The sequence below is a fragment of the Bacteroidia bacterium genome (assembly GCA_016218155.1).
Taxonomy (GTDB): Bacteria; Bacteroidota; Bacteroidia; order Bacteroidales; family GWA2-32-17; genus GWA2-32-17.
In genome coordinates this window covers 88,061-103,991 of sequence record JACREQ010000111.1, presented here as the reverse complement: position 1 = coordinate 103,991, position 15,931 = coordinate 88,061, and the positions used below count along the sequence as shown (strand labels likewise).

The 15,931-nt window shown below is 31.0% G+C and carries 17 protein-coding genes; all 17 read left to right on the top strand.

Going from position 1 to position 15,931, the window contains the following annotated elements; all coding sequences use genetic code 11:
• The first annotated feature begins 20 nt into the window (after positions 1 to 20).
• The 17 genes from HY951_19115 to HY951_19035 all read left to right on the top strand — a co-directional run bounded on the left by HY951_19115 (position 21) and on the right by HY951_19035 (position 15,930).
• Positions 21 to 563, top strand: a complete 543-nt coding sequence (locus tag HY951_19115) for an ArsR family transcriptional regulator (GenBank protein ID MBI5542176.1) — start codon at positions 21 to 23, stop codon at positions 561 to 563.
• Between the two features lie 106 nt (positions 564 to 669).
• Complete coding sequence (locus tag HY951_19110; GenBank protein ID MBI5542175.1) at positions 670 to 1,722, top strand: NAD-dependent epimerase; 1,053 nt, start codon at positions 670 to 672, stop codon at positions 1,720 to 1,722.
• A gap of 72 nt (positions 1,723 to 1,794) precedes the next feature.
• Positions 1,795 to 2,655: a virulence RhuM family protein gene (locus tag HY951_19105; protein MBI5542174.1), complete on the top strand. Its 861-nt coding sequence runs from the start codon at positions 1,795 to 1,797 to the stop codon at positions 2,653 to 2,655.
• Positions 2,656 to 2,771: 116 nt separating this feature from the next.
• A complete protein-coding gene (locus tag HY951_19100; GenBank protein MBI5542173.1) occupies positions 2,772 to 3,704 on the top strand; it encodes a GDP-L-fucose synthase in 933 nt (310 codons plus the stop codon).
• 115 nt (positions 3,705 to 3,819) lie between these two features.
• Positions 3,820 to 4,203: a four helix bundle protein gene (locus HY951_19095; protein ID MBI5542172.1), complete on the top strand. Its 384-nt coding sequence runs from the start codon at positions 3,820 to 3,822 to the stop codon at positions 4,201 to 4,203.
• A 135-nt stretch (positions 4,204 to 4,338) separates the two neighbouring features.
• Positions 4,339 to 5,421 (top strand): GDP-mannose 4,6-dehydratase, encoded by a 1,083-nt coding sequence (gmd, locus tag HY951_19090; GenBank protein MBI5542171.1) that lies wholly within the window; start codon positions 4,339 to 4,341, stop codon positions 5,419 to 5,421.
• A gap of 53 nt (positions 5,422 to 5,474) precedes the next feature.
• A complete protein-coding gene (wecB, locus tag HY951_19085; GenBank protein ID MBI5542170.1) occupies positions 5,475 to 6,632 on the top strand; it encodes a UDP-N-acetylglucosamine 2-epimerase (non-hydrolyzing) in 1,158 nt (385 codons plus the stop codon).
• 43 nt (positions 6,633 to 6,675) lie between these two features.
• Positions 6,676 to 7,371 carry a WecB/TagA/CpsF family glycosyltransferase gene (locus HY951_19080; GenBank protein ID MBI5542169.1) on the top strand — a complete coding sequence of 232 codons (696 nt, stop codon included), beginning with the start codon at positions 6,676 to 6,678 and terminating at the stop codon, positions 7,369 to 7,371.
• A gap of 17 nt (positions 7,372 to 7,388) precedes the next feature.
• Entirely contained in the window at positions 7,389 to 8,381 is a 993-nt protein-coding gene (locus HY951_19075; protein MBI5542168.1) for an SDR family NAD(P)-dependent oxidoreductase, read from the top strand.
• Between the two features lie 86 nt (positions 8,382 to 8,467).
• Entirely contained in the window at positions 8,468 to 8,833 is a 366-nt protein-coding gene (locus HY951_19070; GenBank protein MBI5542167.1) for a four helix bundle protein, read from the top strand.
• A gap of 49 nt (positions 8,834 to 8,882) precedes the next feature.
• Positions 8,883 to 10,028: a LegC family aminotransferase gene (locus HY951_19065; GenBank protein ID MBI5542166.1), complete on the top strand. Its 1,146-nt coding sequence runs from the start codon at positions 8,883 to 8,885 to the stop codon at positions 10,026 to 10,028.
• 104 nt (positions 10,029 to 10,132) lie between these two features.
• Positions 10,133 to 10,810 (top strand): NeuD/PglB/VioB family sugar acetyltransferase, encoded by a 678-nt coding sequence (locus HY951_19060; protein ID MBI5542165.1) that lies wholly within the window; start codon positions 10,133 to 10,135, stop codon positions 10,808 to 10,810.
• 12 nt (positions 10,811 to 10,822) lie between these two features.
• Positions 10,823 to 11,824 (top strand): N-acetylneuraminate synthase, encoded by a 1,002-nt coding sequence (gene neuB / locus HY951_19055; GenBank protein ID MBI5542164.1) that lies wholly within the window; start codon positions 10,823 to 10,825, stop codon positions 11,822 to 11,824.
• Positions 11,825 to 11,838: 14 nt separating this feature from the next.
• Positions 11,839 to 12,942 (top strand): UDP-N-acetylglucosamine 2-epimerase (hydrolyzing), encoded by a 1,104-nt coding sequence (neuC, locus tag HY951_19050; protein MBI5542163.1) that lies wholly within the window; start codon positions 11,839 to 11,841, stop codon positions 12,940 to 12,942.
• Positions 12,939 to 13,988, top strand: a complete 1,050-nt coding sequence (locus tag HY951_19045; protein MBI5542162.1) for a nucleotidyltransferase family protein — start codon at positions 12,939 to 12,941, stop codon at positions 13,986 to 13,988. The genes neuC and HY951_19045 overlap by 4 nt, the downstream gene beginning before the upstream one ends.
• A gap of 24 nt (positions 13,989 to 14,012) precedes the next feature.
• Positions 14,013 to 14,711, top strand: a complete 699-nt coding sequence (locus tag HY951_19040) for an acylneuraminate cytidylyltransferase family protein (GenBank protein MBI5542161.1) — start codon at positions 14,013 to 14,015, stop codon at positions 14,709 to 14,711.
• Positions 14,704 to 15,930: a glycosyltransferase family 4 protein gene (locus HY951_19035; protein MBI5542160.1), complete on the top strand. Its 1,227-nt coding sequence runs from the start codon at positions 14,704 to 14,706 to the stop codon at positions 15,928 to 15,930. Before HY951_19040 ends, HY951_19035 begins: the two co-directional genes overlap by 8 nt.
• Position 15,931: the final 1 nt, after the last annotated feature.

Below are 15,931 nucleotides of genomic sequence, written 5' to 3'. Positions count from 1 at the left end.
TTATCTTTTAACTACCTTAAATGCTCGATACTTTAATTTCTTCCAAAACACGACTTAAGCTTTTGTTGAAATTTTTTCTTAACAGCAAGTCTAGTGCCTATTTACGTGGGCTAGAATGTGAATTTGGAGAATCAACAAATGCAATTCGTATTGAGCTAAATAGATTTGAGTCTGCCGGGTTACTTGAAACTCACATGAAAGGGAATAAGAAAATTTACCAGGCAAATCCTAATCATCCTATTTTCCCTGACATTCAAAATATTTTAAAGAAATTTATTGGAATTGATCAGATAGTTGATAAAATATTATCAAGATTAGGAGAAATTGAAAAAGTATATATTACCGGTGATTTTGCAAATGGAAAAGATAGTCAGGTGATAGATTTAATGATTATTGCAAATCACCTGGATCGCTCATATCTTTCTGAACTAATTGAGAAAACCGAGAAACTGATTAGTCGTAAAATAAGATATATTAATATGTTACCAGAAGAGTTTTTAGAGTATAAAAAACAAAAAAACGGAAACGAATCAAGGTTATTGATTTATTCTAAAGACAAATAACAATGATCTTTTTTATTCATAAACAAAAAAGAATAACGAACATATAACTTTTTACTTTTTTACTTTCAACTTTAGCCTTTTTACTTTAGCCTTTCAACTTAATATAATGAAAAGAATCCTTGTTACCGGTGCCGCTGGCTTTATAGGTTCGCACCTTGTTAAAAAATTAATTGACAGGGGAGATGTTGTTCTTGGCTTGGACAGTATTAACGATTATTACGATGTTAATCTTAAATATTCACGCTTAAGTGAAGCAGGTATTGAGAAAAATAACATTATAGAAAATGAAATAATTCAAAGCACTGTTTATTCAAATTATTCTTTTATTAAATCTAAACTCGAAGATTTAACAACGATTAAAAATGTATTTAAAATCTTTAAACCAGATGCTATTTGTAATCTTGCTGCTCAGGCTGGTGTCAGGTATTCTTTAGAAAATCCGCATGCTTATATAAACTCAAATATCATTGGCTTTATTAATTTGCTTGAAGCAGCTCGAGAATTTCCTGTTAGTCATTTTGTATATGCCAGCAGCTCCAGTGTGTATGGATTAAATACAAAGATGCCACTTTCTGTTTCCGATAATGTGGATCATCCAATAAGTTTATATGCAGCATCTAAAAAATCTAATGAGTTAATGGCTCATACATATAGTCATTTGTTTAATGTTCCAACAACGGGATTAAGGTTTTTTACAGTGTATGGACCAAAGGGAAGACCTGATATGGCATTGTTCCTTTTTACAAAAGCAATTATTGAAGGTAAGCCAATTGATGTTTTTAATAATGGCAACATGGTTCGCGATTTTACATATATTGATGATATTGTAGAAGGAATTACAAGAGTAATTGATAATCCTCCAACAGGACAAAAAGAATGGAATAGCGAACATCCCGACCCTGCAACATCTCCGGCACCTTACAGATTGTTTAATATTGGAAACTCATCGCCAATTAAACTTATGGAATATATTGGAGCTATTGAAGAGGCTTTAGGTAAGAAAGCAATAAAAAACTTTTTACCCTTGCAATTAGGTGATGTTCCAAAAACTCATGCCGATGTTACTCACCTCGAAAATGCAGTTGGTTACAAACCCGCAACTCCGGTTAAGGAAGGAATTAAAAGGTTTGTTGAGTGGTACAAAGAATATTACAAATAAATGGCACTTTCGTTTATCTTTCTTTATAATTGAATAAAACCATTAGGTAAATCTTATATTTAGTTTTTGAAGATGAATCAGGGCGAAATTGTCTTATATCAGGATAAAAATAATTCAGGTATTCAAATCGAAGTAAGGGTTGAAAAAGACACGATTTGGCTTACTCAAAAGCAAATGGCAGAATTATTTGATTGTTCAACAGACAATATCAGTCTGCACTTGAGAAGAATTTACAAAGACAAAGAATTAAATGAAAATACAACTTCCGAGGAATACTCGGTAGTTCAAATTGAAGGTAATCGTGAAGTAAAACGAAAATTATTACTTTATAATCTGGATGCTATTATTTCAGTCGGATATAGGGTAAATAACATTCGCGGTACTCAGTTCCGTATTTGGGCAAACAAAGTTTTAAAAGATTTTCTTTTAAAAGGATACGCAATACATCATAGAATAGAAAAGCTCGAAAATAAAGTTCATAAATTAGAGAAAAAATCTTCAGAATTTGACCTTCATATAAATACTAGTTTACCTCCACATGAAGGCATTTTCTTTGATGGACAAATTTATGATGCATACGAAAAAGTTTCTTCCTTTATTAAAGAAGCAAGATTCTCAATAATTTTAATGGATAATTATGTTGATGACACAGTCTTGACTTTATTAACAAAACGCAGGAAAGGTGTTAAGGCAACAATTTATACCCAAAAAATATCAAAACAACTGGCTTTGGATATTCAAAAACACAGTGCACAATATGAATCTGTTGAGGTAAAAATATTTTCAAAATCGCACGATAGATTTTTAATTATCGACGAAAAAATAATTTATCACATTGGTGCTTCGCTAAAAGACCTGGGTAAAAGGTGGTTTGCTTTTTCCAAAATAGAGATTAACCCAGAATTAATTCTCAAAGAACTCAACAGATATTAACTTATTAACCATGAGTTGAATAATATTTTGCCATTCAACCTCAGTCTTGTTCTTTAAACCTGCCTGCCGGTAGGCATGGCTTTAGTCTTTAATCTTTCAACTTTGTACTTTTTTATATGAACAAAAATTCAAAAATCTACATCGCAGGCCACACCGGAATGGTTGGTTCAGCAATTAAAAGAGAATTAGTAAAAAAAGGATATAATAATTTTATTGCAGCAACTTTAGATGAGCTAGATTTAACAAATCAAAAGAGTTGTAATGATTTTTTTGTAAAACATAAACCGGAATACGTTTTTCTGGCTGCAGCAAAAGTAGGGGGAATTATTGCTAACAATACGTACAAGGCACAGTTCATTTATGAGAATCTGATGATGGAAGCTAATATAATTCATTCATCATATCTGCACGGTGTTAAAAAACTGTTGTTTTTAGGTTCCTCATGTATTTATCCAAAATTTGCTCCACAACCAATGAAAGAAGAGCATCTTTTAACCGGAATATTAGAGCCAACAAATGAACCCTATGCTATTGCAAAAATTGCAGGATTAAAAATGTGTGATGCTTATCGGGAACAATATGGTAGCAATTTTATTTCTGTTATGCCGACAAATTTGTATGGAATAAACGACAATTATCATCCCGAAAATTCTCATGTACTTCCTGCATTAATCCGCAGATTCCATGAAGCAAAAGTTAATAATTTGTCCGAAGTAGTTGTCTGGGGAACCGGTAGTCCTTTACGTGAATTTATGTTTGCCGATGATTTAGCCGACGCTTGTGTTTTTTTAATGGAAAATCATAATGAATCTGGCTGGACTAATATTGGAACAGGAGATGAGTTCAGCATAAAACAACTTGCAGAAATTATTAAAGAAGTTGTAGGATTTACCGGAAAATTAGAATTTGATACCACAAAACCTGATGGAACTCCAAGAAAACTGCTTGATGTTACAAAACTGCATTCTTTAGGTTGGAAACATAAAACTACAATGAAAGAGGGAATCCATTTAGCATATCAAGACTTTATTAAACGAGGGATTGTTTGATTGTATGTTAATTTGATTGTTTGGAAAACACACCCTAAGTAACGATCAAACCATCGCACTATCAAACCATCGCACCATCAAACTATCGCACCATCAAACTATCAAATAATCATTTATGTCATTTAAGTATAATTTCGAAAAACTAGAAGTTTGGATAATTGCTAAAGATTTGGCAGTAGAAGTTTATCGATTGACAGAAAAGTTTCCAGCAAAAGAGAAGTATGGATTAATTTCTCAATTAACGCGTGCAGTAATTTCTGTTTCTAGTAATATTGCAGAAGGAAATACAAGAAAATCAAATAAGGAAAAAGTACATTATATCGAAATATCTTATGGATCATTAATGGAAGTAGTTTCAATTTTAGTAATTTCAAAAGAATTAAAATTTGTAGAAGAAAGCGATTACGATAAACTAAGAACTATAATAGAAGAATTATCTAATAAACTAATTGCATTAAAAAATAATCATAACTCGAATAATAGAGTTGTCAAGCTATAGTACTTTCAAACCATCAAACCATCAAACAATCAGACCATCAAATTATCAAACTATCAAATTATCAAACTATCAAATAATCGAACTATCAAACCATCAATTAATCAAACTATCAAATAATCGAACAATCATTTTAATATGAAAAAAGCCCTAATCACCGGTATTACCGGACAAGATGGCAGTTATTTAGCCGAAATATTAATTGAAAAAGGATACGAAGTGCACGGTATTATTAGACGAAGCAGTTCATTTAATACTGGAAGAATAGACCATTTGTATAATAATAAAGAAATACACGGAAAAACATTATTTCTTCATTATGGCGATTTAGTTGATCCTTCAAGTTTGTTAAGAACATTAGAAAAAATTCAACCCGATGAAATTTATAATTTAGGAGCACAGAGTCATGTAAAAGTTTCTTTTGATGTGCCCGATTATACTGCTCAGGTAGATGCATTGGGAACATTACGTTTTTTGGATGCTATTAGAGAATTGGGAACTTCCAAACAGGTTAAGTTCTACCAGGCTTCTACGTCTGAGTTGTTTGGAAAAGTACAGGAAATTCCGCAGACTGAAAAAACTCCATTTTATCCTCGTTCTCCTTATGGTGTTGCAAAATTATTTGCATACTGGACAATTGTTAATTATCGTGAAGCATATAATTTATTTGCAAGCAATGGTATTTTGTTTAATCACGAAAGTCCACGACGTGGTGAGACTTTTGTTACAAGAAAAATTACCCGCGCAGCTGCCCGTATTGCACAGGGATTACAAACAAAGCTTACACTCGGCAATATGGATGCAAAACGTGATTGGGGTTATGCAAAAGAATATTGCGAAGGAATGTGGCGTATTCTTCAGCACGATGTTGCAGAAGATTTTGTTTTGGCTACAGGAGAGACACATGAGGTACGTGAATTTGTAAATCTTACCTTTGCAGAATTGGGCGTAGAACTTGAATGGCAAGGGAAAAACGAAAAAGAGAAAGGTGTAGTAACAAATATCACAGATAAAGGATACTTTTTACCCGGAATTAAAAAGGGAAATATTGTTGTTGAAGTTAGCCCCAATTATTACCGACCAACAGAAGTAGAGCTTCTTATCGGTGACCCCACAAAAGCAAAAGAAGTTTTAGGCTGGACATACACAACTCCTTTTAAAGAATTGGTAAAAATGATGATAGTGTCCGATTACGAAAAAGTTGTTAAAAGGGGATATTAGCATGTTCTTTGGTTTATAAAATATTCTGTTTATATAAGCAATAACAATTTACCATGAAAATAATCTCTATAGTTGGTGCTCGTCCAAATTTTATGAAGATTGCACCATTTATTAGGGCAATTGGTAATCATAATAAGTCTGGGAAAAACAAAATAGAACATATTCTTGTTCACACCGGTCAGCATTATGATGTAAGAATGTCACAAAAGTTTTTTGATGACCTTAATATTCCGCCAGCTGATATTCATCTTGAAATTGGTTCCGGTTCACATGCCGAGCAGGTTGGAAAAACCATGATAGAATTTGAAAAAGTAGTTCGAACTGAAAAGCCTGATTGGATAATTGTTGTAGGTGATGTTAATGCAATTTGTGCAGCCTCTATTGTTGCAAAAAAAGAACATGTAAAACTTGCACACATCGAAGCTGGATTAAGAAGTGGAGATATTACAATGCCCGAAGAAGTTAATCGTTTAGTTGCTGATCGTTTATCAGATCTCTTGTTAACACCAGACAGAATATCAAATGTAAATCTTGAAAAAGAAGGCGTATCTCTGGAAAAAATAAAATTTGTTGGAAATATAATGATTGATACCTTAGAGAGTGAAAGGGTAAAAGCAGAAAATATAGAATTGGTTTCAATATTGAATGAGAATCTTATATATGAACGATCTAATTTTCCAGAAATTGAGAATGATAAGTATGCAGTGGTAACTTTGCATAGACCTTCTAATGTGGATAAAAAGGAAATCCTTTCACATTTAGTGGATTTTCTTTCAGATGAGGTAGCTAAAGATATTCCAGTAATTTGGCCTATTCATCCAAGAACACAAAAAACATTAGTTGAGTTTGGGTTGATGGAAAAACTCATAACAAAGTACCGAATGATAATTCTTCAACCATTAGGCTATCATTCAATGTTACGATTAAATATGCATGCACGTGTTGTTTTAACAGATAGCGGAGGTTTACAGGAAGAATGTACTGTGTTAGGAACCCCATGTTTAACTTTACGCTGGAATACAGAAAGACCTGTAACACTTATTGAAAATGGAGGTGCTTCTGTATTGGTTGGAAATAATATTGAAAGAATCAGGGAAGAGTATTTAAAAACCTTGAACTTTGTTAGAAACCCTGTTAAACCAGAACTTTGGGATGGGAAAACTTCTGAGAGAATTGTAATTGAAATTATAAACTCAAGCAAAGGCTATTAACTAATGCTGTTAGCCAAAGGCTTTCGTTTTGTCTAAATATATCATGAATTTTTACTTTCTTAACGGTCTTCGAACTTATTCTTTCAAAGGAAAACAAGATGTTGTTTCATACATTCAATCAAACAACACCATACTTGTTGCCGTAAACGCTGAAAAAATAATGCGTTCTGATGATAAGTTAAAAGCATTGATTAATAAAAATACTGGTTATGCAGATGGTGTTGGTGCAGTTTGGGCTTTAAAGAAAAAAGGTTTTAGAGGAGCAAGAAAAATTCCGGGTGTCGAATTATGGTTTGAAATTGTTAAAACTCTAAATCATTCTCATAGTTTTTATTTTATTGGTAGCACTACAGAAGTTATTAAGGCTACTATAACAAAATTAAAAATAGAATTTCCAGCAATAAATATTAAAGGTTATAGAAATGGATTCTTTAATGAGGGTGATATAGATAAACTAAAGGAAGAATTAAAGAACCTAAAACCACAAATTGTTTTTGTTGCTATGGGTTCACCAAAGCAGGAATATTTAATGCAGGATTTATTTGCTTTTCATGAGGCAGTTTATCAGGGACTAGGAGGAAGTTTTGATGTTTATACCGGCAAAGTTAAACGTGCTCCTGATTTTTTTCTTAAACTGGGGCTCGAGTGGTTTTATCGGTTACTTAAACAACCTGCACGATTTGGTAGACAACTCATTTTAGTGAAATTCTTTTGGAGATTCACTATTGGAAAAATTTGAAGTAAAAAAACATTAATATGTCTCTTTCTTATAAAAAAGCTCTAGTAACTGGTGCTGATGGGTTTATCGGTTCGCATCTTACTGAAACGTTGTTATTACAAGGTGTAAAAGTAAAAGCTCTTGCTTTATATAACTCATTTAACAATTGGGGGTGGTTAGAAGATTTGCCACAAAATAAAAATCTTGAAATTGTAACAGGTGATATCCGAGATCCGCATTTTTGTAAAATGTTAGTAAAGGATGTAGACATAGTATTTCACTTAGCAGCATTGATAGCAATCCCTTATTCATATGTAGCTCCAGATTCTTATGTTGATACAAATATTAAAGGTACATTGAATATTTGTCAGGCGGCAAAGGAGAATGGTAACATTAGGGTTATTAACACTTCTACTTCTGAAGTTTATGGAACAGCATTATATGTGCCTATTGATGAGAAACATCCAAAACAACCACAGTCTCCTTATAGTGCTTCAAAAATAGGTGCCGATGCTATGGCATTAAGTTTTTATAATGCGTTTAGTTTACCTGTAACTATTGTTCGCCCTTTTAATACATATGGTCCAAGACAAAGTGCAAGGGCAGTAATCCCAACTATAATTACTCAGATTGCAAATGGAATGAAGACAATTAAACTTGGTGATACTACTCCAACGCGAGATTTTAATTTTGTAAAAGATACTTGTAATGGATTTATTGCTATTGCAAATGAAGAAAAAACAATTGGTCAGGAGGTTAATATTGCAACAAATTCCGAATTTACAATATCAGATGTTGCAAATAGAATTTCAAAAATAATGAATACAGATATAAAGTGGGAAACTGATAATCAGCGAATACGACCAGAAAAATCTGAAGTTTTCAGGTTGTTTGGAGATAATAAAAAGCTAATAGAACTTACAGCTTACAAACCCAAATATTCATTAGATGAAGGATTAAAAGAAACTATAGAATGGTTTATTAATTCTGAAAATTTAAAAAAATATAAAGCTGGAATCTATAATGTTTAAAAAATTAAGATTAAGGTTTAGGTCAAGACTAAGCACTAAAACAAACCCTCAACCTTAGCCTCAACCTTCATCTTAACCTCAAATCAATGTATAAGAGTTTCACCGAAATGCCAGTTTGGCAAAAAGCACATGAATTATCAGCTAAAGTTTTTAAATTGACAATAAATTTACCACGTTCAGAAGATTATGGTTTAACCTCTCAAATCAGACGTTCAGCAAATAGTATATCAGGAAACATTGCTGAAGGATTTGGAAGAAGTACAAGTAAAGATAAAAGCCATTTTTATATTATTTCAAGAGGTTCTACCACTGAAACTCAAAACCATCTTTTATACGGTGTTAAAGTAGGATATTTTAATGAAAAGGAAGTTGAATTGCTTTTTAATGAATATAATAACTTGATTTATGAACTAAATAAAATATTAAAAACCCTTTCCCAACCCCAGCCTTAACCTCAACCTCAACCTCAACCTAAGTCTCATCCTTAACCATTCTTCCAATATGCAAAATTTTCAACAGATAATAAATTTTATCAAAGAAACTTTTAAAGAACCAGATGAGTTCATTCCTCTTCATGCTCCTGTTTTTCCGGGTAACGAAAAAAAATATCTTGCAAAATGTATCGATTCTACATTTGTTTCATATGTTGGGGAATTTGTTACGAGATTTGAAGAAGAAATTGCAAAATATACCGGAGCTAAATATGCTGTTGCTACTGTAAACGGAACAACTGCATTACAGGTATCACTTATTGTTGCGGGATTAAAACAAGGAGAAGAAGTGATTACCTCTCCTTTAACTTTTGCAGCTACGGCAAATGCAATTGTTCATGCTGGTGGAAATCCTGTATTTGTTGATTGTGAAGAACAAACTCTCGGGTTAGATCCCTTAATGTTAGAAGAGTTTTTAAATAAAAATTGTGAGTTACGTGAGAATATTTGCGTTAATAAAACTTCAGGAAAAAGAATTGCCGCATGTGTTCCGGTTCATATATTCGGACATCCGTGCCAGATCGAAAAGATTATAAATATTTGTAATAAATGGAATATTACAGTTATTGAAGATGCTGCCGAATCTCTTGGATCATTTGTTGGAACAAAACATACAGGTACTTTTGGTATGGCAGCTATTTTAAGTTTTAATGGCAATAAAATTGTAACAACTGGTGGTGGTGGAATGATAATAACAAATGATGAGGCTTTTGCTGCTCGCGCAAAATATCTTACTACTACCGCTAAAAAACCACATCCATATGAGTTTTTTCATACCGATGCAGGGTTTAATTTTCGTATGCCAAATATAAATGCTGCCGTAGGTGTTGCTCAAATGGAAAATATAACAATATTCCTTGAGAATAAAAGAACGCTGGCAATGGAATATAAAGAGTTTTTTAATGCATTAGAGATTTCATTTATTGCTGAAAAACAGGGAAATACAACAAACTTTTGGCTTAATTGTATTTTTATGCCCGATCGTATAGCAAGAAACAAATTTCTTGAATTTTCAAATTCAAATAATGTTATGTCACGTCCGGCATGGGTTATAATGAATAAATTGCCAATGTACCAAACTTCACAAAAATTTTCAGTGGCGGAAAAGATTGAAAATACATTAGTAAATATCCCAAGCAGCGTAAGATTATTTTAATTAGAATTCCACAACCCTCAACCTTAGCCTTAATTGGTAGCAGAAAAAATTGAAAATTTTTGAGTAAATTTTCCTAGTAGGATAATTTTATAATAAATGTAAATATGAAAGATATCATTATTGTAGGTGCTGGTGCTCTTGGTCAAGAGTTGGCTTGGTTAATTGAAGAAATTAATGAGAATAAACTTGAGTGGAATATTATGGGTTTTCTTGATGATTTCGCTTTTGAAAACAAAAAGAAAATTCTTGATTATAAAGTATTGGGTGGATACGATAGTTTTAATTTATTTTCAAATTGTTATTTTATTGTTGGATTTGGCGATGCAAGATTACGTGAGAAAACAATTAGAAAAATGAATAATGAAAAAATTAAATGGGCTACATTAATATCTCCTACAGTAAGAGTTCATAAATCCAATAAAATTGGAAAGGGTGTTGTTATCGGTAGATATACTGACCTAACTGTAAATTGTACAATTCACGACTTTGTTATGCTAAATATTCATGTTGTTTTGGGACATGAAGTAAGTGTTGGTGAATTTTCAATAATAAGCCCAAATGTGACAGTTAATGGTGGCGGAAGAATTGGAAAAGTATGTCAAATTGGAGCAAATGCATTTATTAAGGACATTGAAGTTGGTGATTATTCTATTGTGGGTGCTAGTTCATGTGTTGTAAAGAATGTTGATCCGGAGTCTATTGTTGGAGGTGTGCCTGCAAAGGTTATAAAAATTGGCAGACCAAATACTAGTATTTCAAGATCTGAGAGAGAAAACTTATAAGAACTCTTTAATATGAGAACTTTTATAATTGCTGAAGCTGGAGTTAACCACAATGGTTCTTTTGAATTGGCAAAAAGAATGATTGACGAAGCTTTCTTAGCAAGAGTTGATGCAATAAAGTTTCAAACTTTTAATGCTGATTTAACAATTACAAAATCTGCAAAAAAAGCATTATATCAACTTGAAGGCACTGATGTAAATGAGACTCAATATCAAATGGCAAAAAATCTAGAATTGTCATACGATTCATTTAAAAAATTAAACGACTATTGTAAGTTTATTGGGATAGAATTTTTGTCTACTCCTTTTGATTTACCAAGTGTTGATTTTCTTAATAGCATAAATATGAGAGTTTTTAAAATAGCCTCTGGTGAAATTACCAACTTACTACTTTTAAAAAAAATTGGCTCACTAAAAAAGGAAGTAATTCTCTCAACAGGAATGAGCGAAATGAAAGAAATAGAAAGTGCAATTAATATTTTAGTAAAAGCAGGAACTCCCAAGAAGAAAATTACTGTTCTTCATTGTAATACTGAATATCCTACACCCATGTATGATGTTAATTTAAAAGCAATGATTACAATCAAAGATAAGTTATGCGTTAAAATTGGATATTCTGACCATACATCAGGAATTGAGATTCCTATAGCTGCAGTTGCTATGGGTGCTGAAGTAATTGAAAAGCATTTTACACTGGATAAAAATATGGAAGGTCCTGATCATAAAGCAAGCTTATCACCTAATGAACTAAAAATAATGGTTGAGTCAATTAGAAATGTAGAAAAGGCATTAGGAAATGGAGTAAAAAAACCATCAGTTTCTGAAATAAAAAATATTACAGTTGCAAGAAAAAGTATTTATGCTGCCAGTTTTATTAGAAAGGGAGAAGTGTTTACTGATAAAAACATAATAATTAAGAGGCCTGGTATTGGTATAAGCCCTATGCATTGGGATGATATAATTGGAAGGGAAGCCGGAAGAGACTTTCAGGAAGATGAGATTATTGAAATTTAATAAAAAAAATCTAAATGAAAGTAGGTATACTTACAAGTTCTAGAGCTGATTTTGGTATTTATTTGCCATTACTAAAAAAGATATTTGCTGATAATTTTTTTCAATCAGAGATAATTGCTTTTGGTACTCATTTATCAGATGTTCATGGTAAAACAATAAGTGAAATTTTAAGCAATAACTTTAAGGTAAATCATCAAATCGTTACTACTGCAGCAGGTGATTCTCCTTTAGAAATTTCTTCTTCAATTGGCGAAACAATTAAAGTGTTTGCAGATTTTTGGAGTAATAATAAATTTGATATAATTTTTGCTATAGGGGATAGATATGAAATGTTTGCTGCTGTTGTTGCTGGATCTCCTTTTAATGTAAAATTTGTACATTTATATGGTGGAGAGACTACATTAGGTGCAATAGATAATTCATACAGACATAGTATTTCATTAATGTCTGATTTTATCTTTGTTTCTACAGAAGTGTATAAAAAAAGAGCTTTAGAGATTACTGATAAGCACCAAAATGTGTTTAATGTTGGAGCTCTTAGTATTGATAATTTAAAAAATGTTGAATTATATAATATTGATGATTTTAAAAAGCAATTTAATATTGATTTAAATAAACCAACTATACTAACAACATTTCATCCGGAAACCGTTTCATTAGAAAAAAATGAAATTTATATTTCTGAATTATTAGCTTCTATAGAGGTATTAATGGAGAAATACCAAATTGTTATAACAATGCCAAATTCTGATACAATGGGTTTAATGGTCAGAAATAAAATAGAAGAATTTGCATTAAACAAAAATAAAATAATTCTTATTGAGTCATTTGGGATGAAGGGTTATTTATCTTGCATGAAATATTGTAGTTTTTTATTAGGAAACACATCAAGCGGTTTTGTTGAAGCCTCATATTTTCCAAAATATGTTATTAATATTGGTGACAGACAAAAAGGTAGAATTTTAACCCCTAATATTTACTCTATAAATTGTTCAAAGAAAAATATCTTAACAACAGTTAATGTTATTGAAAAATTACCACCTCCATTAAGTGTAAATTTATATGGGGATGGTAATGCTGCAGAAAAAATAATTAGTATTTTAAAAATAAATAAATGAGATCTTTCAATAAGCATTTATTAAAAAAAGGGAGCCTTGTAAAAGATGCTTTAAGTCAATTGGATATTCTTGCTAAAGATGCAATTTTATTTATTGTTAATGAAGAGGATAAACTAATCGGTTCTTTAACCGATGGCGATGTCAGACGTGGTTTGTTAAAAGGTTATGGTATTAGTAATGTTGTGGATGAAATTATTCAGAAAAATCCTCGGTTTATTAGAAAAGGTGAGAATGATTTATCAAAAGTAATTGAATATCGCGAAAACAACTTTAGAATTATTCCAATACTAGATAAAGAAAATCATGTAGTTAATGTTATTAATTTCCGAGAAATTAAATCATATCTTCCGGTTGATGCTGTTATTATGGCTGGGGGTAGAGGTGAAAGGCTTCGTCCATTTACCGATACCATACCAAAGCCTTTATTAATAGTAGGTGATAAGCCAATACTAGAACACAATTTAAATCGTTTGTCTTTATTTGGAATAGATGATTTTTGGATTTCTGTTAATTATTTGGGAGAACAAATTGAGAAATATTTTGGAAATGGAAATGATCGTAATGTTATTATTCAATATGTAAGAGAAGATAAACCTATGGGAACTATTGGCGCAATTTCCAAAATAGAAAATTTTGAACATGATAATATTCTTGTTGTTAATTCTGATTTGCTTACAAACATTGATTATGAACATTTTTTTCTAGATTTTATAAATCAGGATGCAGATATGACTGTTGTTACAATTCCATATCAAGTTAATATACCTTATGCAGTTTTGGAAACTAGTAATGGTCATATTTTGGATTTTAAAGAAAAACCAACCTATACCTACTATTCAAATGGAGGAATTTATTTGATGAAAAAATCTGTGTTTAAATATTTTCCCAAAGACACTTTTTACAATACCACAGATTTAATGGAGAAATTAATAAAAGAAGGCAAAAAAGTTATTTCGTATCCTTTATCTGCATATTGGCTTGATATCGGCAATAAAGATGATTTTGAAAAAGCAAAAAATGATATTTATAAACTAAAATTTGATTAATTGTTATAACTATTTACAATAAAGATGTATAATGGTAAGAAAATATTAGCAATTATTACTGCAAGAGCCGCTAGCAAACGATTGTTAAACAAGAATATGTTAGATTTTGCGGGTAGTCCTTTAATTTCTAAGACAATTGAATCTGGAAAAGGATCTAAATATATTGATAGATTAATTGTATCAACTGATTCGGAAGAGATTAAGAGAATTTCATTAGAATATGGAGCAGAAGTTCCATTTATTAGACCATCAGAACTTGCAACTGATAATGCTGATTCTATAATTGTTTTAAATCATGTTATAAAATATATTAATGAAAAATTTAATTATATTTTACTATTGCAACCTACTTCTCCACTTCGAACTTCAGAGGATATTGATAATTCAATTGAAATGTTAAATGATGAAGTAAAGTCAATTGTTTCTGTTTCTGAAATGGAACATTCTCCTTTATGGGCAAATGTACTTCCTGAAAATAAAAGTATGGCTGATTTTATAAAACCTGAAGTAAAGGGAAAACGTTCACAGGATTTGCCAATTTATTACAGAATAAATGGAGCAATATATATATCAGAAATGGATGAGTATTTTTTTAATAAAGGATTTTTAGGTAAAAGTACAAAAGCATATATTATGCCTGTTGAAAGGTCTGTTGATATTGATAATGCGTTTGATTTTCTATTTGCAGAATTCTTATTTAAAGCAAGACTAAATAATGTTTAGAGAGTATCCTTTGATGCTTGTTTTTGGATTGTTACCATATTCAAAAGGTGGAACAAATAAAGGAGGTATTGCTTATGCTACATATAATTTACATTATGCAATTTGTTTGAAAGAAAAAGAGTCATTTGACACACATTATATTGCAACTGATTTAAATAAAAGGAGAGTTTGTGTAGATGGAATGCAAATTAATGGGTTTCATTTTAGAATTATTTTTTCATTATTTTTTCATTCACTATCAACATTTTTAAAGTATTATAAAATCTCAAAAAAAGATATTTTTCAATGTGGTTTAACTAGATTTACTGCATTTAAACTTTTTTGTATGTTTCATTATTATATAAAAATGAAAAAGCCGGACATTGTTCATGTACATGGTGCGCTTGCCGGAGTTGTTCTTAATAATTTAAATTTAAAAATGAAGTTTAAAAAAATTATTCGAATTCATGGTTTAAATACAAAAGCTTATCAGCATAAAAATTATAAACAATTAATAAACCTTGAAAAAGAAATATCAACTCAAACTTGGGATGGATTTAATTTTCTTTCACATGAGAACCTATTAGAGTGGTGTGCTAAATACAATGTAAGTCAGGAGAATAAAGCAGTCTTTAATAATGGATTTGATCCTGTCTTATTTAATCCAGGAGTTGTACCAGTTGTTAATCTTGAGAAAAAAAATGAGAATAAAATAAGGCTGCTTTCTGTTGGTGTTTTAAATGAAAATAAAGGTCAGAATAGAGTTCTACAAGCTATTTCAATGTGTAAAGAGCCAACTCGCTTTGAATTTATTTGTATAGGTTATGATCCAAATAATTTAGCCAAGGATATGGATGAGTTTGCTAAAAGTCAATCTATAACTTTTAAATATCTTGGTTATATATCACAAGCACAACTTTCAACTTATTTTGTGCAATGTGATTTTTTAATACAACCATCCATTATGGAAGGATTTGGTATGGTAAACATTGAAAGCATTGCTTGTGGAGTTCCTGTTATAGTTCCTTCAGATTTACCAATTGCTAAAGAAGGTAATTTGTTAAATGAAATAAATTCTGTTTTTATTAATGGGAAGGATGTTTTAACAATTGCAAAATTGTTGGAAACCCTTAAGAAGAAAAAATATTCGAGTAAAGAAATTTCTGAAACAGTAAAAAATAAAACATGGGATGCAGTAGCAACTGAGTATATTAAATATATAAATGCATTAAATTGTTGAA

Coding starts and splice junctions, on each gene's coding strand:
- HY951_19115 (MBI5542176.1), top strand. CDS start 21: ATGCTCGATACTTTAATTTCTTCCAAAACACGACTTAAGCTTTTGTTG.
- HY951_19110 (MBI5542175.1), top strand. CDS start 670: ATGAAAAGAATCCTTGTTACCGGTGCCGCTGGCTTTATAGGTTCGCAC.
- HY951_19105 (MBI5542174.1), top strand. CDS start 1,795: ATGAATCAGGGCGAAATTGTCTTATATCAGGATAAAAATAATTCAGGT.
- HY951_19100 (MBI5542173.1), top strand. CDS start 2,772: ATGAACAAAAATTCAAAAATCTACATCGCAGGCCACACCGGAATGGTT.
- HY951_19095 (MBI5542172.1), top strand. CDS start 3,820: ATGTCATTTAAGTATAATTTCGAAAAACTAGAAGTTTGGATAATTGCT.
- gmd (MBI5542171.1), top strand. CDS start 4,339: ATGAAAAAAGCCCTAATCACCGGTATTACCGGACAAGATGGCAGTTAT.
- wecB (MBI5542170.1), top strand. CDS start 5,475: ATGAAAATAATCTCTATAGTTGGTGCTCGTCCAAATTTTATGAAGATT.
- HY951_19080 (MBI5542169.1), top strand. CDS start 6,676: ATGAATTTTTACTTTCTTAACGGTCTTCGAACTTATTCTTTCAAAGGA.
- HY951_19075 (MBI5542168.1), top strand. CDS start 7,389: ATGTCTCTTTCTTATAAAAAAGCTCTAGTAACTGGTGCTGATGGGTTT.
- HY951_19070 (MBI5542167.1), top strand. CDS start 8,468: ATGTATAAGAGTTTCACCGAAATGCCAGTTTGGCAAAAAGCACATGAA.
- HY951_19065 (MBI5542166.1), top strand. CDS start 8,883: ATGCAAAATTTTCAACAGATAATAAATTTTATCAAAGAAACTTTTAAA.
- HY951_19060 (MBI5542165.1), top strand. CDS start 10,133: ATGAAAGATATCATTATTGTAGGTGCTGGTGCTCTTGGTCAAGAGTTG.
- neuB (MBI5542164.1), top strand. CDS start 10,823: ATGAGAACTTTTATAATTGCTGAAGCTGGAGTTAACCACAATGGTTCT.
- neuC (MBI5542163.1), top strand. CDS start 11,839: ATGAAAGTAGGTATACTTACAAGTTCTAGAGCTGATTTTGGTATTTAT.
- HY951_19045 (MBI5542162.1), top strand. CDS start 12,939: ATGAGATCTTTCAATAAGCATTTATTAAAAAAAGGGAGCCTTGTAAAA.
- HY951_19040 (MBI5542161.1), top strand. CDS start 14,013: ATGTATAATGGTAAGAAAATATTAGCAATTATTACTGCAAGAGCCGCT.
- HY951_19035 (MBI5542160.1), top strand. CDS start 14,704: ATGTTTAGAGAGTATCCTTTGATGCTTGTTTTTGGATTGTTACCATAT.